The organism is Achromobacter sp. Marseille-Q0513 (assembly GCF_018195695.1).
Lineage (GTDB): Bacteria > Pseudomonadota > Gammaproteobacteria > Burkholderiales > Burkholderiaceae_B > Achromobacter.
The window spans coordinates 1-23,312 of sequence record NZ_JAGTJY010000002.1 but is presented as its reverse complement, the minus strand read 5'-3'; the positions used below and the strand labels follow the sequence as shown (position 1 = coordinate 23,312).

The 23,312-nt window shown below is 68.7% G+C and carries 11 protein-coding genes; 8 read left to right on the top strand and 3 right to left on the bottom strand.

Going from position 1 to position 23,312, the window contains the following annotated elements; translation table 11 throughout:
- Positions 1–2: 2 nt before the first annotated feature.
- Together KDH83_RS00790 and KDH83_RS00785 are read left to right on the top strand one after the other, a co-directional pair.
- A complete protein-coding gene (locus tag KDH83_RS00790; RefSeq protein WP_249204734.1) occupies positions 3–1,436 on the top strand; it encodes an efflux transporter outer membrane subunit in 1,434 nt (477 codons plus the stop codon).
- Positions 1,437–1,477: 41 nt separating this feature from the next.
- Entirely contained in the window at positions 1,478–2,362 is an 885-nt protein-coding gene (locus KDH83_RS00785) for a tRNA threonylcarbamoyladenosine dehydratase (protein WP_212312295.1), read from the top strand.
- A gap of 1 nt (position 2,363) precedes the next feature.
- Here KDH83_RS00785 and KDH83_RS00780 read toward each other — a convergent pair whose 3' ends face one another.
- The 3 genes from KDH83_RS00780 to KDH83_RS00770 all read right to left on the bottom strand — a co-directional run bounded on the left by KDH83_RS00780 (position 2,364) and on the right by KDH83_RS00770 (position 4,622).
- Entirely contained in the window at positions 2,364–2,675 is a 312-nt protein-coding gene (locus KDH83_RS00780) for a non-heme iron oxygenase ferredoxin subunit (RefSeq protein ID WP_212312163.1), read from the bottom strand.
- A 16-nt stretch (positions 2,676–2,691) separates the two neighbouring features.
- Entirely contained in the window at positions 2,692–3,165 is a 474-nt protein-coding gene (locus tag KDH83_RS00775; RefSeq protein WP_212312161.1) for an aromatic-ring-hydroxylating dioxygenase subunit beta, read from the bottom strand.
- Positions 3,166–3,239: 74 nt separating this feature from the next.
- Complete coding sequence (locus tag KDH83_RS00770; protein ID WP_249204732.1) at positions 3,240–4,622, bottom strand: aromatic ring-hydroxylating dioxygenase subunit alpha; 1,383 nt, start codon at positions 4,620–4,622, stop codon at positions 3,240–3,242.
- A 207-nt stretch (positions 4,623–4,829) separates the two neighbouring features.
- Between KDH83_RS00770 and KDH83_RS00765 the strand changes: the two genes are divergently transcribed.
- From KDH83_RS00765 to KDH83_RS00740, 6 genes are all read left to right on the top strand, one after another.
- A complete protein-coding gene (locus KDH83_RS00765) occupies positions 4,830–5,744 on the top strand; it encodes a LysR family transcriptional regulator (RefSeq protein WP_212312159.1) in 915 nt (304 codons plus the stop codon).
- 602 nt (positions 5,745–6,346) lie between these two features.
- Positions 6,347–7,024, top strand: a complete 678-nt coding sequence (locus tag KDH83_RS00760) for a response regulator transcription factor (protein WP_212312157.1) — start codon at positions 6,347–6,349, stop codon at positions 7,022–7,024.
- 240 nt (positions 7,025–7,264) lie between these two features.
- Positions 7,265–8,056: a SapC family protein gene (locus KDH83_RS00755; protein ID WP_212312156.1), complete on the top strand. Its 792-nt coding sequence runs from the start codon at positions 7,265–7,267 to the stop codon at positions 8,054–8,056.
- 14 nt (positions 8,057–8,070) lie between these two features.
- Positions 8,071–8,925, top strand: coding sequence for a hypothetical protein (locus tag KDH83_RS00750; RefSeq protein ID WP_212312155.1), 855 nt, complete (start codon positions 8,071–8,073; stop codon positions 8,923–8,925).
- Positions 8,926–8,941: 16 nt separating this feature from the next.
- Positions 8,942–10,522 carry a TolC family outer membrane protein gene (locus KDH83_RS00745; RefSeq protein WP_249204730.1) on the top strand — a complete coding sequence of 527 codons (1,581 nt, stop codon included), beginning with the start codon at positions 8,942–8,944 and terminating at the stop codon, positions 10,520–10,522.
- A 103-nt stretch (positions 10,523–10,625) separates the two neighbouring features.
- The coding region (locus tag KDH83_RS00740) for a DUF4347 domain-containing protein (RefSeq protein WP_212312153.1) at positions 10,626–23,312 on the top strand (12,687 nt) is incomplete at its 3' end.

Genomic DNA, 23,312 nt, shown 5'->3' with positions numbered 1-23,312 from the left:
CCATGATGCACAAACCGGCAGCGCTGGCGCTGCTGCTGGCCCTGTCGGGTTGCGGCGGCCTGCTGCGCACCGACTACCAGCGGCCCGAGGTTCGGGAGCCGGCGGCCTGGAAGCAGGCCTCGGCCGCGCCGGTCGCCGGCGCGCTGGCCGAGGGCGGCGCCTGGTGGCGCAACTTCAACGATCCCGAACTGAACCGGTTGGTCGAGCTGGCGCTGGCGCGCAACAACGACCTGGCGATCGCTGCCATCAAGCTGCAGCGCGCGCAGTACCTGGCCGGCCTGGCCGACGACAAGCTGATTCCGCAGCCGGGGCTGACCGCCACCAACGCCCGCTCGCGCAACCTGCGCGGCGATCGCAGCAGCAGCAGCAAGTACGGCGTCGAGCTCAATGTCCAGTATGAAGTGGACCTGTGGGGCAAGCTGTCGCGCCAGAGCGATGCGGCCCAGTGGGAAGCGCTGGCGACCGAGCAGGACCGCCAGAGCGCGGCGCTGTCCCTGGTCGGCACCACCGCCACCCTGTACTGGCAGACCGGCTTCATCAATCAGCGCATCGCCACCAGCCTGGAGAGCATCGCGGCCGCGCGCAAGACGCAGGAGCTGGTGCGCGCCCAGTACGCGGCGGGCGGCGCCTCGGCGCTGGAAGTGGCCGAGGCCGAGCAGACCGTGGCCAGCCAGGTCGCGGCCCATGCCGTGCTGGTGCAACAACGGGTGGAGTATGTCAATGCGCTGGCCATTCTGTTCGACGGTCCGCCGGACCGGACGATGAGCGATCCGCCGCGCCTGCCGCAAGCGCCCTTGCCGATGGCGCGCGCCGGCGTGCCGGCTGAACTGCTGGGACGCCGGCCCGACCTGCGCGCGTCCGAGTTGCGGCTGCGCCAGGCCCTGTCCAATGTGGACGCGGCCCGCGCCAGCTTCTATCCCTCGCTGTCGCTGACCGGGACGCTGGGCGGTTCCAGCGACGCGCTGGGCACGGTGCTGCAGAATCCGGTGGCCTCGCTGGCCGGCAGCCTGACCCTGCCGTTCCTGCAATGGAACCAGCGCCAGTTGAACCTGAAGATCTCCCGCGCCGATTTCGACGAACGCGTGGTGGGTTTTCGCAAGTCGCTGTATCAGGCGATGGCGGATGTGGAAAACGCCCTGTCCAACCGCAGCCAGCTGCGTCAGCGCGGCGAGCAGCTCGACGCCGCGCTGAACGCCGCGCGCGAGGCCGAGCGCCTGTACGAGGTGCGCTATCGCGCGGGCTCGGTGGCCTTGCGGGCCTGGCTGGACGCCCAGGAGCGGCGCCGGACGGCGGAAATCGCCCGCGACGAGAACCGGCTGGACCGGCTGGTCAACCAGGTCAAGGTGTACCAGGCGCTGGGCGGCGACGACGCGCCGGCGGCGGATGCCGCCGTTGCGCCTGTTTCTTCCACGACGGCGCCGGCGCCGGGCGGCTAGCGCGACGCGGAGCCGGCGGCAGGGCGCTGGCCTGCCCTAAAATACCGCCCATGAACACGCCGCAATTTCCCGCCGCCTGCGATATCGAACAGGCCGACGCCGACCGCCGCTTCGGCGGCCTTTCCCGCCTGTACGGGCCGGACGCGCCAGCCCGCCTGCGCGGCGCCCACGTCGCCGTGGCCGGCCTGGGCGGCGTCGGCTCGTGGACGGTGGAGGCGCTGGCGCGCTGCGGCGTCGGCGCGCTGACGCTGATCGACCTGGACCACATCGCCGAATCCAACGTCAACCGGCAGATCCATGCGCTGACGCAGACGCTGGGACAGTCCAAGGTCCAGGCCATGGCCGAGCGGGTCCAGGCCATCAACCCGCAATGCGCGCTGACCCTGGTCGACGATTTCGTTTCGCCCGAGAACGTGGCGCAGGTGCTGCCCGGCCCCTATACCGTCATCATCGATTGCACCGACCAGGCCGCGGCGAAGATCGCCATGATCCTGCACGCGCGCGCGCTGGGCGCGCCCATGTTGCTGTGCGGCGGCGCGGGCGGCAAGACCGATCCGCTGGCGCTGCGCGCCGGCGACCTGTCGGCGGCGGTGAACGATGCGCTGCTGTCCAAGCTGCGCAACAAGCTGCGCAAGGAACACGGCTTTCCGCGCGCCTCCGACCGCAACGGCAAGGCGCTCAAGCGGGTGCCGAAGATGGGCGTGCATGCGCTGTGGTTCGACCAGCCCGCCATCCTGCCCGACGCCTGGACCCGTCCGACCGAGGGCGAGGACGCCGTGGGCGCAGCCGGCCAGGCCGTCGCGCCGCAGGGCCTGTCCTGCGCCGGCTACGGCTCGGTGGTCACGGTGACGGCGGCCATGGGCATGGCCGCCGCCAACGAGGCGCTGCGCCTGGCGCTGAGCGCGCCGGCGTCGGCGTCGGCGTAGCCTACAAGGCCACGAACACGAACCCGTCCTCGATCCGGACGGGGTAGGTGGCCAGGTTTTCCCTCAGCGGTGAACACAGCGCGCGGCCGTCGCGCACGTCGAAGCGGCCCTGGTGCAGCGGGCATTCGATCTCGTGGCCCATGAGAAAGCCGTCGCACAGCCTGGCATTGCCGTGCGTACAGAGGTTGGCGGTGGCGTAGACCTCGCCGTCCACGCCGTACAGCGCGATTTCCCTGCCGCCGGCCGTCACGGCGATGACGTCATCGTCCGGCACGTCGGCCCGCGCGAGGGCCCTGGTCCATTCCGTGCTCATGCGTTCAGGCTCCTGGTCAGATCGGATAGATGAGGGAATTCGGAATCAGCTCGCTGTCGAAGATGCACAGGCGCGATTCGAACTTCAGGCCGTCCGGCGTGCGCCGGATCACATCCTCGTAGCGTCCCACGTTGTAGACCGTGGTCAGCTGGTTCGGCTTGGTGCGGAACACGGCATAGCTGGCTTCGGACGCGATGCGCACGGCATCCACCGACAGCACGCGCGGCGCGCCGACCACATGGCGCTGGTAGTACGGGTCATGGAAGATGGTGTCGGTCGCGCCGTAGACGCGGTCCTTGAGCATGCCGCGGCTCTCGAAGGACATCGTCGCCAGCGGAAAACCCCGTTCGTGATTCTCGCGCGGCATCACTTTGTAGACGCAGTCCTCGACAAAGAAGTCGGGCCACTTGTCCCATTCCCCCGCGTCCAGCGCGGCCGCATAGTCGGCATAAAGCTGGCCGATCTGCCAGTACAAGCCAAATTCAATCATGTTCAGTCATCCCCGGCGCAAAGCGCCACATGGCAAGAAGAAGCGCACCTCGCTCAAGAAGAAACGCGCCCCGTTCAGGCAATACCGTCCTCATCCGGGCAGCGCGGATCCGGCTCCGCCGGTCCGCAGCTGCGCCCCTGGGGGAAGCGCGCAGCGCTCGGGGGGGCCATAACTTTTCGCCAGTACTGGTACATGCCGCGTATCAGCGTCTCGGTGACCATGTGTTCGGTGTTCTCGGCGGTCTTGCCGCCCAGCTCCGCCACGCTGCGGTGCCAGGGTTTCTGCGCGAAGCCGGCCTGCGAGAACTCGATCACCTCGCCGTCGTCGGCCGACACGAAGCCCGCGGGGCCGAACAGATTGGCCTGGCGCAGGCGTCGCCGCGTCATTTCCGGACTGTCGTCGGCGAAGCCGAAATGCGTCCAGACGAAATCGAAGGCGTCATGGCCGACGGGCTGGATGTGGCGGGTCGACAGTGAATTGACCTGCTGCTGGATGATGACGCTGGGGAACAGCGTCATCAGCACGGCGGTCGGCCCGTTCCACCAGGGCTCGGGCACGATGTCCAGGAAGCGGTCGTCGTTCAGCGACATCTGTTCCTTGAAGCTCGACACGCCGCTGGTGACGCTGCCCTTGCCGCCCTGGCCGCGCGTGGAGATCATCGCGGCGTGGCGAAAGTGCCGGTCCATCTTCAGTTCCGAGCGGTTGTCGGCGCGCCACAGGCCGAAGGTGACGAACCAGGTGTGCAGCAGGCCGGGGTGATAGGGATCCTTGATGTTCTCCTGCATCAGCTTCCAGTTGCCCGGGATGCGCTGGCGGCTGTAGCCGTGGATCACCAGCTCGCGGCCGTCGAAGACGCGGTCGAAGTAATGCAGGATGTCGGGCCCCAGGTAGTCCTCCAGCGGCTCGACCTCGTGGTCGAACGAGGCGAACACCACGCCGTTGCGGCAGGCCACCGCCAGCTTGGTCAGGCCGTGTTCCTCGGGCTTGAAATCCGGCGGCATGCCGCCGTTGACCTTGCCGTCCTGCTTGACGCCGCGCCGGAACGGCACGCCGATCAGGTTGCCCTGCAGGTCATAGTTCCATTGGTGATACGGACAGACGAACTCGCTGCGGTTGCCGTGGCGCTCGCGGCAGAACTGCACGCCGCGATGCGCGCAGACGTTCTCCACCACGCGCACCCGTCCATCCTGGTCGCGCAGCAGGATGACCGAGCGCTCGCCCACGGCGGTGCGCTTGAAATCGCCGGGCTTGGGGATCTCGGCTTCCAGGCCGACATAGCTCCAGTGGCCGTGATAGAAGAAGCGTTCCAGCTCGCGCTGGTGCAGGGCAGCGTCGGTATAGACGCCGAAGGGAATGCGGTGGGCTCCTTCTGCGGGCCAGGACGGCGACGCGCCGGCCGGCGCGTCGCCGCTCGGACAGGCGGCGGCCTCGGGGCTGGCGGGGATGGCGGCGCTCATGGGCGCCTCCGGCCGTTGGGCGCGGCGATGGATGGCGTGGACATGCTTGTCTCCAGGTTGTCGCCGGCCATGGCGCGGCCGGGCGGCGCCGGCGCGTCGTGGTCGCCGGCTTGTTATCCGGGAATGATCCGGCAGTCTGGCAAATTAATAAATAGAATCTGGAAAATTAAACAGATCACCAGAATAAATATTGGTGGAGACAAGCGCATGGACCTGAAAGACCTGGACCTGAACCTGCTGGTCGTCTTCAACGAGCTGCAGAAGCACGGCCGGGTGGCGGCCGTGGCGCAAAGCCTGGGCATCTCGCAACCCGGCGTCAGCAACGCGCTGGGCCGGCTGCGCAAGCTGCTGGGCGACGAGCTGTTCCTGCGCACCGCGCGCGGCATGGTGCCCACGCCCTACGCGCAATCGCTGGCCCAGCCCATCGCCGACGCGCTGGGCGCGCTGCACAGCACGCTGAACGCGCGCGCGTCGTTCGACCCGCGCGGCAGCGAGCGCGGCTTCGTGATCGGCGTCAACGACGTGGGCGAATCCTATTTCCTGCCCAGGCTGATGCGCACGCTGGAAGGCATGGCGCCGGGCGTCACCATCCGCACGGTGCGCACCACCTCGATGGACGTGAAGGACGAGATGGAGCGCGGCCGGGTGGACCTGGCGATGGGCTTCCTGCCGGCCTTGAAGGCTGGCTTCTTCCAGCGCCGGCTGTTTCGCCAGCCCTATGTCTGCATCTTTCGCCAGGATCATCCGCTGGCGCGCTCGGGCGTGTCGATCCGCCAGTTCCGCGCCGCCGAGCACGTGGCCATCGTGTCGGAGGGCACCGGCCATGGCGTGGTGGACGAGGTCATCGAGCGGGCTGGCATCCGGCGGCGGTTGCGGCTGACGGTGCCGCATTTCATGGCGGTGGGGCCGGTGCTGCAGGCCACCGACATGATCGCCGTCGTGCCCCGGCGCTTCGCCGACTGCGCCTGCAAGCCCTTCGGGCTGGCCACCGCGCCCTGTCCCGTGAAGATCCCGGAGTCGGTCATCAATGTGTTCTGGCACGCGCGCAATCACCGGGATCCGGCCAATCAGTGGTTGCGGCAGGTGGTGGTGGACGAGTTCGCTGACCAGGGCGGCGCTTGATTCCGGGGACGGCGGATCGGGCCTTGCGGCAAGCGGCGGCGGGCATGCCGGCCCATCTCGACAATATTATTAATTATCTCGACATTAATAAGAGCAATCGAGAAGCTTATTAACAAGGTTGCGACGAATACGCTGGAAGGGAGTATTCGGTCCCTCTGTCTGGAATACCGTCTTTCCAGGCGAAAGCCGGCGTTGGAAGGGATTTTCGGATCCGGACTACGAGGGATTGTCCTACGACCAAAGTCTGATGCCGCCCGCTGGGAATGCTGCTATCGTGCGACCGCCACCCCTCGTGGCTGTACGAAAGACTGATGCGCGGCCGGATTATGGAAAACAAGTCGTGAAATTAATTTCATCACGAATTTCAATATATATCGAATTTGTGTCCATATAAATTGAATTGATTTCAGGCTTGGGGTTTTCCATGGAACGCAGGGTAAACACCGGCTGGGATTCGAGTAATCCTGAAAATACCCGGTGCTATGCTCCGCTCCCGGAATTCGCAGTATTGGTATTCAGCCTTCCGCACGAATCTGATCCGCCGTCGGCTGCCATGGCACATGCACGGCGCCGTATGGCCTTGTCGCTTCCGTCTTGATTCCATGTCCGCCCAATCGTCCGTCTTCGACTTCGTGCTGCGCCAGCCCGTACTGTTGGTCGGGGCGGAGCCACAGGCACGGACCCGGCTCGAGGGCATCCTGATGCAATTCGGCTACGAGCTGGCATCGCTGTGTTCCGCCGGGTCGCTGGCCGAGGCCAGGACCAGCTTCTCCCGCCAGCCCGTGTCCGTGGCGTTGGTGGACCTGGACCTGCCCGACGGCAGCGGCGTGGATCTCATCGCCGAAATGTATGCGGCCAACCCTGACATGACGATCGTGGTGGTGTCGGCCTGGCGCCTCGAGGATGACGTCCTAGCCGCGCTGCGCGCGGGCGCGTCGGGCTATGTGTTCAAGGAGCGCGACGACATCGAGGTCGGCGCCGCCATCCGCAGCGCGCTGAGCGGCGGCGCGCCGCTGGATCCCTTCGTGACGCGCCGCCTGATCCAGGAATTCCGCGGTCCGCCAGCGGAACTGCCCGATGCGGCGGGGCCCCTGAGCCCGCGCGAGAGCCAGATCCTGAGCCTGGTGGCCGCGGGCCTGGGCAACCGCGAAATCGCCGAACAACTGTATCTGTCACGCTACACCGTCGAGCGCCACATCAAGCACATCTATCGCAAGTTGCTGGTGTCGTCCCGCACGAAAGCCGTGCATGCCGCGCGGGCGCGTGGCTGGCTGAGCTGAACCCGGTCCGTATCGGGGGTTCGGACTGGTCCGACGCGAAATACCCAATTTCAGGCATAGACGGCTGGCGACACGATTCGGTCTAATTGTTTCGAAATCTCAGGGCGACCGGCGCGCGCTGGAAATGCCCGCCAATGCACCCAAACCCGCGAATATCCAGGGTTTCCCGAGAGTTGCGCGACAGCCGCTGCGCGCATGTCAACGAAAAGACGAGTAACAGTTTTACAGGGGGTTTACCAAATGTCCGCAACCGCTTTTTACGAACGCGCCGTGGCGCTGGACCGTGCCGCGCACCAAGACACGAAGATCCAGATCCAGCCGGATCACTATGCCTTCGCCCGCGACACCAACGCGCTGCCCATCGCCGCCAGCGAGTTCGCCGACGCCGGCCGCCACTATCCCATCGTCTTCGTGGGCGACGAGCACAACAACTTCCACGTCGCCGTGTTGCTGGGCCTGGAAGACCGCTCCAATCTCTTCGTGACGGCGGATGGCATGTGGCAGGCGGACACCTATGTGCCGGCCTTCGCGCGCCGCTATCCCTTCGTGCTGGGCACCACGTCCGAGGCAGAGCGCCTGGCGGTGTGCATCGACGAGTCCTATCCCGGCATCAACGGCATCGAGGGCGTGGCGCTGTTCGAGGACGGCAAGGAAACCGGCTACCTGACGCAGATGATGGAATTCCTGCGCGTCTTCCAGGGCGAGATGGAGCTGACCAAGCAGATGGCGCAGCGCCTGAACGAGCTGGGCCTGCTGACGGCCAAGACCATCACCATCTCGCAGGCCGACGGCGAACGCTACCTGAGCGGTTTCTGGGTCGTGGACGACCAGAAGTTCACGGGCCTGGATGACGTGCGCGTGGTCGAGCTGCAGCGCGCCGGCATCCTGCGCCTGATCGAACTGCACCGCGCCTCGCTCGGCAACGTGCCGCGCCTGGCGGCGATGCTGGACGACCAGCGGCGCCAGCGCGCCCAGCAGCAGGAGGACGTCTCGTCCTCCACCGACGCCGCGCCGCGGCAAGCGGCGGCCTGAGCCTGGCGGCTGGCATGACGACCGCGACGCTGACACCGGCGCCGGGCGCCGGCGACGAACAGGTGCACATTCCCCTGCATACCTTGCGGGGGGAGCGCCGCCTCTGGGCGGACCGCCTGTTGTCGCTGTTCAAGGACAAGCAGATCGACGGCGTGGAATGGTCGATGAAGTTCTCGGCCGCCGGCCTGGTCGGCAACCGCTTCCTGCTCGGCGTGCGCCGCGAGCACTGGCGCCAGCTCGATTTCTCGACGCTGTCGCGCCAGCTGGCCATCCCGCAGTCCCTGTGGCTGCGGGTGATGCAGGACATGGAGCAGGCGCGCGCCATGTTCTTCGCCTACGAGCCTGACATCGGCGACGGCGGCACCTATCGCATCTACCTGGAATTCATGCCCGCGCCCGAGGCGCTGCGCCAGCACGGCGTGCTGCCGCTGGGCTGCGGCTACAAGTGGCATCCGGAAGATGAGAGCGTGGCGGCCGTGACCGCCTATCGCATGCGGCACCTCGACACCCGTGCCGCCTTCGACGGGCACCTGCAAGCCTATCTGGAGCGGCTGGCCCTGCCGGTGCTCCGAGGAACGGCCCGGGACATCATCGCCCGCGCCGCCGAGACCGCCGATCCGGCGGGCTTCATGTTCCTGGAAGTGGACGAGGCCGACACCCGGCGCGACTCCTTCACCGTGACATTTCGCGGCGCGCATCTGCCGCTGCGCGATTTCATTCCCGATCTGCTGCGCCTGGCCGGCAGCCTCGCCTTGCCCGAGAGCGAGGTGCTGGCCCTGCTCGTGCCCGACGAGCCGCGCAGCCTCTATAGCCTGGCGGCCGGCACGGCGCGGGACGGACATGAGTTCCTTACTGTTTACTATGACTGATCTCCATCGATACGCCATGCGCCGCCGGCGCTGGATGACGCCGGCCGCCCTGGCCGCCGTGCTGGGGCTGACGGCCTGCGCCGCGCGCGCGCCGCAGCAGACCGAAGCCACGCCCGCGCAGATACAGACCGACGCGGGCCTGCTGCGCACCGAGCCGGTGGGGCCGCAGGAGCGCGACCACGCGCTGCCCGCGCCCAGCGCCCGCATGGACCAGGTCGCGCCCTTGCCGGCGCCGCGCTTCGACGACAAGACGCAACTGCCGGCGCCCGCCGCGTACCGGGCCGACGAGATGCCGGCCTACAACGCCGCCGAGCTGCCCGCGCAGGCGGATCCCATGACGCTGGACCAGGTCTACATGGTGGCGCTGCAGAACGATCCGCAGCTGCGCGGCGCCTACCAGGAACTGCAGGCGGTGGGCTATGGCGTGATGGCGGCCCGCGCCGGGCTGCTGCCCAGCGTGACGGGCGAGGCCAACCGCTCGCGCGTCAAGCAGAACGTGATCAACAGCCAGAACGCCGTCTACCAGACCGGCCAGGCCAACTGGAACGAGAACGGCTGGGCGCTGACCCTGACCCAGCCCATCCTCGACCTGGGCGCCTTCCACAAGTGGCGCCAGTCGCAGGAAGCCGAGCGCAAGGAAGTGGCCAGCTACGCCTATGCCCAGCAGGACCTGATGCTGCGCACGGCCACCGCCTACCTGAGCATCCTGGCCGCCCAGGACCAGATCGAGCTGACCGAGGCCGAGCGCAACACCACCCAGAAGCAGATGGAGCTGGTGCGGGCGCGCTACCGCAGCGGCCAGGAAACCGAGGTGGGCGTGAGCGAGGTGCAGGCCCGCCTGGACCTGCAGGAAGCCAACACGCTGCTGGCCCGCCACGACTACCTGGACAAGCAGCAGGGCCTGCAGGAAATCATCGGCTACGGCAACGTCAGGCTGCACCGCGTGCGCAAGGACCTGCCCATGGCCGTGCCGCAGCCCAACGACGTGCAGGTCTGGCTGCGCACGGCGCTGGAACAGAACTGGTCGATCCGCGCGGCCTCGGCCGCCGTGGCCGTGGCCGAGAAGGAAGTGTCGGTGCAGCGCGCCGGCTACTACCCGAGCATGGCGCTGCGCGCCTCGACCGGCCGCAACGAGACCGGCGGCAGCCTGTTCGGCGGCGGCAGCACCGTGGGCGACACCCGCGTCACGCTGAACCTGAGCGTGCCCATCTTCCAGAGCGGCTACACCTACGGCATGAGCCATGCGGCCGCCAGCCGGCTGGGCGCGGCCTCGTCCGAACTCAGCCTGGCGCGCCGCAAGGTGCAGCGCCAGGTGTTCTCCTCGTTCCAGAACATCGTCATCGGCATGGACCGCATCAAGGCGCTGGACAGCTCGGTGCAGTCGTTCGAGCTGGCGCTCAGGCAGAAGGAAGAAGGCTTCAGGGCCGGCCTGAACGATGTCGTCAGCGTGCTGGACGCGACGCGCAATCTCTACAACGCCAAGCGGCAGCAGGCCGAGGCGGGATACAACTTCGTGCTGGACGGGCTGAAGCTCAAGCAGGCGGCGGGAACCTTGAACGCGGCGGACATCGCGGCGATCAGCCAGCAGATCCTGTAGTCCTGCCTGGCGGCATGAACAACAGACAGGGCCATCCCGGCGGGATGGCCATTTCCGATCTAGGCCGGAACGGATCCGGCGACATTGAACATCGGGTAGCGATATGAGCATCAAGAAACTGGCGCGCAAACTCTGGACCGGCCGTTCCTCCCGCGAGGTGCAGCAATCCCTGTTCCGGCGGCGGCCGCTGTTCGAGGCGCTGGAGCGCCGCTACCTGATGTCGGCCGAACTGGTGCCGCCGCCTCCGCCGCCGGCCGGCGAGCAGGCGCCGGTGACAATGCCCGCCCAGCCCGGGCAGGCCGGCGCGCAGGCCAAGAAGACCAGCGCGCCGGGCGCGCATCCCTACCTGGTCGAGCGCGCCGCCTTCCAGAAGCAGGGCGTGCTGGGCGAGCAGATCTCGCTGGATCAGTATGCCAAGGCCAACGCCGCGCGCCAGGGCGACGCCAAGGCCTGGCTGCCGGGCCAGGCGGCCGGCCAGCCCGCGCCCCTGACCGCCATCGAGGGCTACACCACGCAGTCCGAGCGCACGCCGGTGCGCCAGATCATCTTCGTGGATCCGTCCATCGACAACGCCGAACAGATGGTCCAGGGGCTGTACAGCCTGGTCAGCGGCAAGACCGAAGGCCTGGGCGGGCTGGCCCGGCCCACGGGCGAGGGCCCGCAACTGCAGGTGCTGCGCAGCCATGACACCGAGATCATCGTGCTGGACGGCCGCTATGACGGCGTCGACCAGATCACCCGCATCCTGGGGCAGCACAAGGACCTGGCGGCCGTGCAGATCATGAGCCACGGCAGCGCGGGCTCGCTCACGCTGGGCTCGGCGACGCTGGGCCAGGGCCAGCTCGATTCCTACAAGGACCAGCTGCGCGCCTGGGGCGACGCGATGGCCGAACAGGGCGACATCCTGCTCTATGGCTGCAACGTGGCAGCCGGCAAGGGCGGCGTGGCCTTCGTGGACAGCCTGTCCGCCATCACGCGCGCCGACGTGGCCGCGGCCACGCATACCGTCGGCAGCGCCGCGCTGGGCGGCGACTGGGTGCTGGACTACCGTCACGGCGCCATCGAGGCCACCACGCTGACCGTGGCGCGCTGGGATGGCGTGATGGCGACCTCCACCGGCGTGCAGACCGGCGGCTCCACGCTGGTCGGCGTGGCGACCAACGACAAGCTGGTGGCCTACGGCAGCGGCAACACCTTCGTGTTCAACAACAGTTCCACCGCCGCGACCACGACCATCGAACTGCGCCAGGGCATGAAGCAGGAGAACGGTGTCTGGGTGCGCAACCAGGACGACGGCAACGACAACAACACGCTGGACTTCTCGGCGATCAAGGGCAACGTCACCGCCATCATCAGCAACAACGACAGCTACCAGATCCGCTACACCACGGTCGACGCCAACAACAACTGGACCGAACGCACGGTCAACGTGGTGTTCAAGTCGGCCGACGGCAGCCAGAGCCTGAAGATCGGCGAAAAGACCTTCAACCTGGTCGGCACCTCGCAGAACGGCAAGACCTTGCTGGACTACAGCGGCTACGCGACCGGCGTGACGGTGGACCTGTCCGGTCCCACGGCGAGCGGCAATGGCGAAGCCGTGCCGCCGCCGCCGCCGACCGGATTCGGCTACGTGCGGGCGATCAGCGCGGTGAAGGGCTCGGCCCAAGGCGGCAACCGCATCACCGTGGTGGGCGACACCACCGTCACCATCAGCAACGCGCAGGACATCATCAAGGGCAGCGGCGGCGGCAACACCTACATCGTCGGCGCCGGCATCAGCGGATTCACCCTGACCCAGCAGGCTGGCCAAAGCGGCAACACACTGGACCTCTCCCAATTCGGCGCCGACATCACCGCCCGCGTGCAGACCCAGGGCGGCGTGAGCGTCTACCTGGGCGCCGGCGTGGCGCGCGACGGCACCATCAACAGCCTCGCGGGCGCCACGGCGCTCGTCAGCAATCTCGATATCCAGATCTTCGTCGGCGTGGCGGGCAAGACCACGCTGGACTACTCGGCCTACGAAGACAACGTCAGCGTCAACCTGAACTACCAGGACGAGGCCACCGCCCTGTACGACGCCAGCGGCCTGAGCGGCGTGCTGAACATCGCCAACGTGATCGGCGCGGGCGGCAAGTACGGCAACGACATCGTCGGCAGCCTGGGCGACAACATCATCACCGTGGCCAACAGCCGCGGCGTCAACCGCATCAGCGGCGGCGGCGGCAACGACATCGTCTACGGCAACGGCAACCTGAACGGTGGCACCACCGAATACATCGGCGGCGTGGAAAGCGACGCGACGCTGACGGGCGACAGGACCACGGCGGTGCTGACCAACACGCCGCCGGGCGCGACGGCGGCCACCCGGGTCGATCTGCACGGCGTGGGCGCCGTGACGCTGCAGGACTATCGCACCATCGACAGCGCGGCGGCGCCGGGCAGCGCCTATCACGCCGCCACCCTTGTCACGCTGGACGGCTCGGGCTATTCGGGCGACCTGACCCTGATCGGCAGCGCCGGCGCCAACGTGCTGCGCGGCGGCCTGGGCAACAACACGTTCACCGGCTATCAAGGGAACAACGATCTCTGGGCTCAGGCGGGCGCGCTGAGCAACAAGCTGTCCGAGAACGGCAGCTGGAACTTCGTCCTGACCAACACGGGCCTGCAGGCCACCCATGTGGACGACGGCCTGGGCACCAATGGCGGCGCCGGCGCGGTCCTGAGCAACACGCTGCATGGCACGTTCACGGACGCCATGCTGAACGGCGGCCTGAACGCCACCCTGATCGATGCCTCGGCCTTCTCGGGCAACACCGTGCTGGTGAGCGGCATGATGGCCGGCGGCGTGATCAAGGCCGGCAACGGCGCCAACCGCCAGCACCAGATCATCCTGCTGGGCGGCGTCTACGACATCACCGGCGGCACCGGCCTGAACGCCAGCACCGAGCTGGTGGCCATGGCCGATGGCCTGACGGGCGCGACGGCGGCCGAGCTGAAGGCCGATGCCGACGCCCGCAAGGGCGCGGGCTGGCTGGCCCTGCGCACCAGCAATGCCAGCGCGGGCTGGGACGGCTGGATCCAGCGCGGCGCCACCGACATCACCGGATCGAAGTTCCGCAACATCACGTCCGCCAAGGTGGTGGGCGGGGACTACAGCAACTGGATCGACACCTCTGAATTCAGGGGGCGGGTCAGCATCGACGGCAGCGCCGGCCGGGCGAACACCTTCATCATCGGCAACGCCTACGTCAGCGACGTCATCGGCTCGGCCGGCGACAACACCATCCGCGTCGCCACGGGCGCCAACAGCCTGACCGTCACCAACGGCCGTCTGACCTTCGCCGCGAGCGGCGGGCAGACGCTGGTCTCGACCTTCACCAACGTCAACGATTTCGCCATCACCGTGCAGGACGATGGCCGCGTCGTCGACACCACCGGCTTCACCGGCGTCACCACCAAGACCTATCTCAGCGACCTGAAGAGCGGCTACCAGGCCAGCAACGGTCCCGCGCTGAGCCTGCTCTTCCCCGCAGCCGGCAACGCCCGCGTGGACGTGGGCCTGGAAGGCATACGCACCATCCAGGACCTGATCGACGCGATCAAGGCCAGCGTGATGGTGGACGCCGCCGGCGCGCCGCTGCGCGTCGCCGTGGAAGGCCCCAATGCCGGCAAGCTGCTGGCCGCCTCCGACACCAGCACGCGCTGGGATTATCTGTACGCGCTGGACGCCAGCCTCAACGCCCAGGGACAGCTGGAAATCCGCTATAGCCAGGATGCGCTGAACGCCGGCCTGTCGGGCGCCTACACGCTGCTGCCCGGCATGCAGGCGCAGCTCAACGCCGACGGCACCACGTCCAGTTCCACGGTGGCCGTGTCGCAGGCCGCCTGGCAGCTGGGCCTGATCGCGCAAGGCGCGCTGCAGCGCGGTTCCGACGCCAACGGCGTGCTGCGCGGCGACGCGCTGGCCGTTGGCCACCGCACCGAGTTCACGCTGGCTGGCGGCAATGCCCTGGTGCGCTCGGGCGGCGGCGACAACACCTATATCGTCAACTACGGCATGGGCGCCAGCGATACGGGCGAAGGCAACCGTATCCAGACGCAGGCCGGAACCGGCACCCATCACCTGGTGGTCAATACGAAGCAGAGCGTGGTGCTGGCGTCCGGCGCCGGCGCGACGGACAGCGTTTATTACCTGAATGGCTCGACCCAGTTGGGCAAGGTGCTGTTCACCGCGGGCGCCATGAACGACGCCGCGCTGTACGCCCGCAACGCAACCGGATCGGTGACGCTGGACGCCACGGCCTGGAACGCGCCCGTCACGCTGGCCAGCCACGGCGGCTTCAACATCCTGAAGGGCAACACCAGCAACGTCAGCTTCGTGGTGCAGCAGCCGGCCGTCACCGGCGGCGCGCAGGTCGTCTTGTCGCTGGCGCAGGCCGGCGGCAGCAACAACACGGTGCAGATCTTCAAGTACGCCGCCGAGGCGACCGGCTCGGCCCCGGCCGTCTCGACCTCGCTGTCCGAACTGCTGCAGGCCAACGGCGCGCTGGTTGGCGTCAAGATGGACGCCAACACCGACAACGTCGGCTACGTGCTGGACCTGGGCGACAAGGGCGTGGTCGACATCGACCCCGGCAAGGCCGCCGCCGGGCGCAACGTGACCGTCAAGGGCGGGACCTACACGGTCGAGCATGACATCACCGTCGACAACCAGCATACGCTGCGCCTGGAAGGCCAGCAGATCACGATCGGCAAGGACACGGGCGCCAACATCCTGCTGACGGCCGGCGCCATCCAGGTGGTGGCGCAGAGCTATCGCCCGTGGCGCAGCACGGTCGCGCAGATCTACACGGTCGAGGCAGCCATCACGGTCCGGAACGCCACGCTCTGGGCGACCAACGCCAACGGCGGCGGCATCAGCCTGGACGCCAAGCTGGACAGCGCCCTGTACAAGCAGCCCGACAACGGTCCGGCAGCCAGCGGCATCTGGGGCAAGATCACCGGCGGCGCGAGCAAGGCGCTGGAGGCGGTGAAGGCCTTCACTGACACGGCCGGCGCCATGGCCGCCTGGGCCGGCATCAAGTACAGCACGTCCATCAATGTCGGCAGCAATGCCAGGCTGGTGTCCAACAGCGACATCTCGGTCAAGGCCAGCAACACCGTCAAGGTGGAGCTGAGCCCGCTGGTGGCCAAGATCGCCGGCATCGCGGTCGGCGTGCTGGAGAGCTATTCCCGCGTGACCATCGACGGCAGGCTGGTGGCGGCCAAGAGCATCACCGTGCGGGCCGACAGCGACCAGTCGCTGATCATCTCGTTGACGCCGGGCCAGATCGGCGCCGTGCCGGCCGTGATCGGCGTGGGCGTGAGCGTGGTGCTGAGCGACGCCTCCGTGCGCATCGGCAGCGGCGCCAGGCTGGAGACGGGGCAGCGCGCCACTGACAATCCCTATACCTACGTCGCCAGCGGCGTGGGCGGCGACGTGACCGTCGCGGCCCAGACCAAGCACAAGGTCGGCATCAGCATTTCGGTCTCGGGCAGCATGGCCGAGAGCGACGACACCAAGGTCGTGCCGCCGGCGTCGGGCAGCACCTCCACCGGCCCCGCGCAGGAGTCGGGGCAGTACGACGCCAAGTACGCCAAGGTCGGCGCGGCGGTGGGCTTCGCCTACAGCCGGGTCAACACCGAAGTCTTCATGGACGGCACGATCGTCGCGGGCGACGCGGGCAAGGTGCTGGTGCAGGCGCTGACGCTGGACGGCGGCAGCGCGATCTCGGTCAAGACCATCCTGGGCGGGCGCGCCGCCACGGGCGGCGACTACGCGGGCAAGGTGCAGTACGAGGCCAAGTCGGCCGTCACCAGCAAGATCACCACGCCGATTTCCGGCGCGGTGACCAAGGGCCTGGGCACCGGCACGCAGTATGTGAAATCCTTCTTCGGCGCGCTGGTCCAGGACAGCAACAGCCGGACCTTCAAGGAGAAGCTGCGCGACGTCAAGGCCAAGAAGGACGCGCAGAAGATCGTCGACTACGACAAGGATATCCAGAAGGAGATCGACAATCCGTCGACCGAGTTCCAGGTCGGCGCCGCGCTGGGCATGGCGATCAACAACTTCAGCACCACGGTGCGCATCGGCGATGGCCAGAACGCCGCGCAGATCACGACCGCGGGCGGCGCCGTGCAGGTCGAGGCGCGCAGCAACTACAACACCAAGCTCACCGTGATGAGCGGCGTCGACGACAAGGTCGTCGCTGACAAGCAGGCCTTCCTGAAAAAGAAGAACGACGTCACCACCGACCAGGTCAAGCGCAACGTGGGCCCGGACGGCTCCGACCTGGGCGCGGCGGCGGCGGTGCTGATCCGCATCGACGACATCAAGACCACGGCGAACGTGGCGGCCAACGCCAGCATTTCGACCAAGGGCGGCGCCGTCGCCGTGTCGGCGCAGAGCCTGAACCAGATCGACCCGAACAAGCTCTGGCTGGTCAACCTGTACGCGCCGTTCGACGGCATCGAGGCCAAGTGGAAGGCGGCCGACGGCACCTCGGCCAAGATGGGCGTGGCGACCGGCGCGGCCAAGGCCTTCCTGACCAATCTCCAGGCCACGCTGACCAGCACGGGCGGCATCTCGTCCAGCTTCAGCAGCTGGGCCAGCGCGACCGCCAAGAGCAAGAAGCTGGCGCTGTCGGGCGCTTTCGCCATCGACGTGCAGTCCACCCAGACCCGGACCACCGTGGCGGGCCTGATCGACACGCGCGGCGGCGCGGGCGGCGCGGCTGGCAACGTCGACATCAAGGCGCTGAATTCGACCCAGCGCATGAACCTGGTGGGCAACATCATCCTGCCGTCGATGTCGATCGGCGGGGAAAAATCGCTGAAGCAGGCGCCCGACCGCGAAAAGACGCAGGGCCGGCTGGCCTACGGCAAGGATCTGGCCAAGGGCTTCCTCACGCCCAAGGTGGACGGCTTCGACTACGGCAGCCAATCCAAGGATGGCTCGGCCATCGGCGTGTCGGTCTATGTCAACGTGGCGACCCACGACACCCAGGCCGTCGTCGCCGACACGGCCAGGATCTACTCGAAGGACTTGAACGTCGAGGCCGGCAACGAGCTGGTGTCGGTGACGCTGGGCGCGTCGGGCGGACAGGCCAAGACGGTGGCCGTGAACGGCGTGGTGCTGGTCAACGTGACCAGCGCCACCACCGTCGCCCAGGTGGCGCGCGGCGCCACCGTGGCGGCCACGGGCACGGCGTCGATCCAGGCGCACGACGCGACCTGGGTCGGCACCGTGGCCGGCGCCGCCGCCGGCTCCCAGACCGTGGGCGTGGGCATGAGCGTGGCCATCAATGACGTCAACCGCGATACCCAGGCCCTGATCGGCCAGCGGCGCGACGACGCCACGCCGGTGGCGGGCGCCGCCGGTTCGTTCTCGGCGGGCAAGCTGCTCATCGGCAGCGAGAACAAGGGCTTCATCGGCAATCTGGCCGTCTCCGGCTCGCGCGTTTCCAGCCCGGTGGCGGGCGCGGGCGACGGCACCGGCGCGGGCAGCGGCGGCACCTCCGGCGGCGGCACCGACGTGCTGGGCACCAAGGCGCCGGCCAGCCAGGGCGGCGCGACGCCGGGCAAGGACAGCGCGGCGCCGGATCCCGACGAGCTGCTGTCGCTGTCGGACATCCTGAAGGAACTGAGCAACTCGACCTCGACGCTGACGCAGGACAGCGGCTCGGGCTCGGGTTCGGGCGGCGGCGGCAGCCAGCAACAGTCCAAGGCGGGCGTGGCGATATCCGGCGCGGTCGCCGTGAACATGGTCAACGACTTCGCCCAGGCCTACATCAACGCGGCCGGCCTGACGATCACGATCGGCGGCGACGCCACCATCAGCGCGACCAACGGCACCCATGCGCTGGCGCTGTCCGGCGCCGTGGCGCTGGCGCAGTCCGACAATGCCAAGACCAACGTCGGCATCGCCGGCGCCTACAGCATGAACGGGCTGGGCGGCGAGGCGCGCGCCGAGGTGGCCCTGGTGGGCAGCCTGCTGGTGGCCGGCGACCTGGCCCTGTCGGCCCGCCGCACGGGCGTGGCGGTGACGCTGGCGGCCGGCATGGCCGGCGCCAAGGGCCAGAAGGGCGTGGCCCTGGCCGGCTCGGCCGCGGTGACCACGGCCAGCTACAAGAACATTGCCCTGCTGGGCAACGCGAACAAGATCACCGCGCGCGACGTCAAGGTCGAGGCGCGCGACAGCAGCGTGCTGGCCACCGTGGCAGGCGCCGGCGCGGTCAGCGACGGCAAGGCAGGCGTGGGCGCGGCGGTGGCCGTGAACATCAGCAACACCCGGGTCGAGGCCGGCATCCGCCAGGCCATCGAACTGCTGTATACCGGCAAGCTCGACGTGTCGGCCGAGTCCAGCCAGGTGGCGGTGGGCTTCGCCGGCGCGCTGGGCATGGCGCGCGACGGCGCGGGCGTGGGCGGCTCGGTGACGGTCAATGTGGTGAGCAACCGCATCGAGAGCTATATCCTGAACAGCCAGGTCCGCTACGACGGCGCGGACAGCAGCGGCCACGACATCAAGGTCAGCGCGCTGGACAAGACCACGCTGATCGCCATCACCGGCGCCGCTGGCGTGGGCAAGAAGGCCGGCGTGGGCATCGCCATCAGCTACAACGAGATCGGCAACGCGGTGCTGGCCGGCATCCAGGGCTCGGTGGTGAACAACAAGGGCGGCTCGGTCAGCGTGACCGCCGAGGACAACTCGGCCCTGGGCGGCGGCGCGGTGGGCGTCGGCGTGGGCATGGGCGAGGCCATGTTCGCGGGCGCGGGCTCGATCCAGGTCAACCGCGTGCATTCGGCGGTGGCGGCCTATGTGCTGCCGCGCTATGTCAACAACGCGGCCGTGGCCGGCAGCAGCGCCATCACGGCCAACGCGCTGACGGTCAAGGCCACCGAGAACAACACGCTGGTGGCCGTGACCGGCGGCGTGGCGGTGACGCTGGGCGGATCCGTGGCCGTGGGGGCCTCGGTGAGCGTCAACGAATTCAGCTCGCGCACCAGCGCGCTGATCGAGAACAGCGCGATCGATGTGCAGGGCAAGCTGGACGTGTCGGCGCATTCCTCGCCGCTGATGGTGTCGGTGGGCGCGGCGGGCGCGCTGTCCAAGAAGTTCGCGCTGGCCGGCGCGGTCAACGTCAACATGATGCGGGGCGCCACCGAGGCGCGCATCTCGAACAGTACCGTCAAGGCGGGCCAGGCGGCCGGCTTCTCGGGGCAGGCCGTGCGCGTCAATGCCTCGGATGCGTCGGCGCTGTACGCCATCACGGTGGCGGGCGCGGTGGCGACCGAGGGCGCGGCCGTGGGCCTGGCCGTGGCCGTCAACATCATGGGCGGCAATACCGCCTTCGACCGCAACCTGCTGAGCTTCGACAGCAAGCAGCTGGCCGATTCGGGCGCGCAGGTGCAGATCGCCGAGGTGGCCGGCAACGGCTCGCCGGCGACCAATCCCAAGGTGACCGCGGCCATCGTGGCCAGCGACGTGCGCGTCACTCGCGGCGACATCAACGTGTACGCCGGCCTGGTGGATCCGCTGGCGGCGGGCGGCAACGCCCAGCTGAACGGCGGCAGCGTGCTGGCGGTGAACGACGGCGCCATCACGGTGAACCAGGGCGGCAGCTCGCTGACCTTCACCGGCGCGGCCGCCGAGATCATCAACGGCAAGGACACGACCGGCAACGCCGGCATGAGCGCGCCGCAAGGCAGCTCCGGCAAGGAGTTCTCGGGCTGGCAGACCGGCGATGGCATCTACCTGAGCTCCGGCGCCGGCAACATCACGCTGGCCGACGGCAGCAGCCTGCGCGGCGACCGCATCTACTACATCATCCGGCGCGCGGCGCCGGACGGCAAGGCCATCATCCAGCTGGCCGACACCCAGGAAGACGCGCTGCGCGGCAAGGCGCTGGCGTTCGGCGCGGTGAGCAACATCGCGGGCATCCGCTTCGCCCACGTGCGCATGCAGGAGGCCACGCGCGTCAACCTGCAGCCGTACCACGGCGCGGACGCGACGGTGGGGGTGGACAGCGCCAACAACCGGCTGGTGGTCAACGCCCCGTTCGATGGCGTGCAGGAAGGCTCGGCCATCGTCTACAGCGGTTCGCTGGCCAACGGCCAGATCGAGAACGTGCTGGCCAACCGCATCCTGCGCCAGGGCCAGGACGTGCTCAAGGTCGGTGTGACCTACTACGTGGTCAATCTGGACCGGTCCGTCAGCGGCCAGGTGTCGTTCCAGCTGCGCGACGGCCAGGGCAATCTGGTGAACTTCAGCGGCGCCACGACCGCCGGCGCGCCGCAGCGCTTCAGCGTGGACAATCCCGCCGGCGCGTTGCTCAACGCCAATGGCAGCCTGACGCTGCCCAAGGCGCATGGCCTGGCGACGGGCGACAAGGTGGTGGTCAACCTGGGCGCCCAGGGCGTGCTGACCGGGCTGGCCGACAACCACGTCTATGTGGTCGAGGTGATCGACAGCAACACGCTGCGCTTCAAGCAGGTCGACGGCAGCGCCGTGACGCTGGCCCAGCTGGGCTATGTGTCCGAATTCAACGCCGCCACGGGTCGCTACCAGTACTACCTGGCCGATGCCTCGGGCAACAAGCTGCTCGACGGCCAGGGTAAGCCCAGCGCCGTCAATCCGGATGCCATGATCGGCATCACGCGGGTCAAGCTCGACCAGCAGACCTCGCAGTCCACCACCACGACCAAGCCCGACGGCACCCAGCAGACCGTCATCAGCCAGGGCCCGGCCCAGGACGCGACGCTGAGCGCCGCCTCGGGCAACGCGCGCAATCCGGCCGAGAACAGCCTGGGCCTGGCCACCGACGGCGGATTGGCCACCGGCGACCTGGTGGTCTACCAAAGCCAGGGCACGGCCATCGCCGGCCTGGTGGACGGCCAGCGTTATTACGTCATCAATGTGTCCGAGAACGGCAGCTACCGCTATCAGCTGGCCAGCTCGCTGCAGAACGCCAAGGACGGCATCGCCATCCAGCTGGGCGCGACCAGCGGCTCGGGCGGCGTCACGCTGCGCAAGGTGGTCGACAAGCTCGACAGCGGCGGCGGCATGATTTCGCTGGACATCGGCGCGCTGACGCAGGGCCATGGCCTGACCAACAGCATGCTCAGCATCACCGTGGCCGGCGCGGGCGGCAAGTCCTTGGGCGGCGCGGGCGCCATCGGCGTGAATCTGTCGCGCACCGAAGTGCAGGCGGTCATCGACAACAGCGGCGCGGCCGCCGGCACGCAGCTGCGCGCCGATGCCGGACGCGTCTCGGTCTCGGCCCAGGACAGCAGTCGCATCGTCACGGCCACGGGCGCGCTGGGCATCTCCACCACGCAGGGCGCCTCGGCGGCCATCGGCGCCTCGGTCGGCGTGGCCGACATGCAGAACGGCGTGCGCGCCCTCATCCGCGGCGCGCAGGTGACGGCGCAGGCCGTGCAGGTGAGCGCGGAAGAACGCGCCAGCATCTACAACGTCTCCGTCGGCCTGGCCGGCGGCGCCGGCGTGGCCGTGAGCGGCTCGCTGGCGGTCAACACCATCCAGAACACGGTGTACGCGGGCATCACGGACGGATCGACGATCACGGCCACCACGGGCGACATCCGCATCACCGCCCGCGACACGGCCAGCATCTCGGCGCTGGCCGGCAACGTGTCCGTGTCCGTCGGCGGCCGCGTGGCGGCCGGCATGGCCTTCGCGGTCAACCGGGTGTTCGACACCGTCTACGCGGGCGCGGTGGGATCGGCGCTGTCCGCCGCGGGCGACATCGTGGTCCAGGCGACCTTCGCCCGGCCCGACGACATGCCGCCGGGACTGGACGCCCAGATCTCCACCATGGCGGTCAGCGGCGCGGTCGCGGCCGGCGGCTCGGGCGCCAACGTGGGCTTCGGCGGCTCGGCGGTGCTGAACTGGATCGCCAACACCATCACGGCCGAGATCGCCGGCACCGCCAGCGGCCAGGCCGTGACGGCGGGCGGCGACCTGCTGGTCCAGGCGCGCGACGCCTCCACCATCAACAGCCTGGCCGGCGCGGTGGCGCTGGGCCTGGGCAGCCAGGGCGCCAGCGTCGCCGTGGGCGCCAGCCTGTCGTACAACTACGTGGGCGGCGCGCCGCTGGGCATCTCGCGCTCGCATTCCGTGAAGGCGCTGATCCGCGACACCGAAGGCCTGGTGAGCGGCGGACACGTGCAGGTGTCCTCGCGCTTCGAGGGCGCGATCAACAACATCACCGTCGCCGGCAGCGTGGCCGTGGGCACCGTGGCGGTGGCGGTGGGCGGCTCCGTGTCCATCAACCGGGTCAACAGCCGCAACGAGGCAGGCATCCGCAATGCCCGCCAGATCGAATCGCGCGCGACCGGCGGCTCGCTGGCGGGCGTGGCGGTGCAGGCGCGCGACGACGGCTATGTGCTGGCCGTGGCCGGCGGGCTGGGCGTGGCGGTGTCGCCGGGCAGCGGCGCGGGCATCGCGGCCGGGGTCGCGGCGACCGACAACCGGATCGGCAACCAGACGCTGGCCTACATCGACGGCACCAGCGAGACCAATGCGGGCTCCACCACCCTGGTGCGCACGCAGACCGGCATCTCGGTCGACGCGGTCAACAATTCGCGCATCGTCTCCGTCTCCATCGGCGTGGCGGCGGCGGTGGCCGCGGGGCAGGGCTTTGCCGGCGCGGGCGCCGGCGCCGGCTGCACCCTGACCCTGCCGCTGGCCGCCGGCACCGGCTACGCCGGCTGGCGCGAGGCGCTGCGCGCC

Bases quoted from the DNA above. Each gene is read 5' to 3' on its own strand.
- KDH83_RS00790 (WP_249204734.1), top strand. From the start codon at position 3: ATGATGCACAAACCGGCAGCGCTGGCGCTGCTGCTGGCCCTGTCGGGT.
- KDH83_RS00780 (WP_212312163.1), bottom strand. From the start codon at position 2,675: ATGAGCACGGAATGGACCAGGGCCCTCGCGCGGGCCGACGTGCCGGAC.
- KDH83_RS00775 (WP_212312161.1), bottom strand. From the start codon at position 3,165: ATGATTGAATTTGGCTTGTACTGGCAGATCGGCCAGCTTTATGCCGAC.
- KDH83_RS00770 (WP_249204732.1), bottom strand. From the start codon at position 4,622: ATGAGCGCCGCCATCCCCGCCAGCCCCGAGGCCGCCGCCTGTCCGAGC.
- KDH83_RS00765 (WP_212312159.1), top strand. From the start codon at position 4,830: ATGGACCTGAAAGACCTGGACCTGAACCTGCTGGTCGTCTTCAACGAG.
- KDH83_RS00760 (WP_212312157.1), top strand. From the start codon at position 6,347: ATGTCCGCCCAATCGTCCGTCTTCGACTTCGTGCTGCGCCAGCCCGTA.
- KDH83_RS00755 (WP_212312156.1), top strand. From the start codon at position 7,265: ATGTCCGCAACCGCTTTTTACGAACGCGCCGTGGCGCTGGACCGTGCC.
- KDH83_RS00750 (WP_212312155.1), top strand. From the start codon at position 8,071: ATGACGACCGCGACGCTGACACCGGCGCCGGGCGCCGGCGACGAACAG.
- KDH83_RS00745 (WP_249204730.1), top strand. From the start codon at position 8,942: ATGCGCCGCCGGCGCTGGATGACGCCGGCCGCCCTGGCCGCCGTGCTG.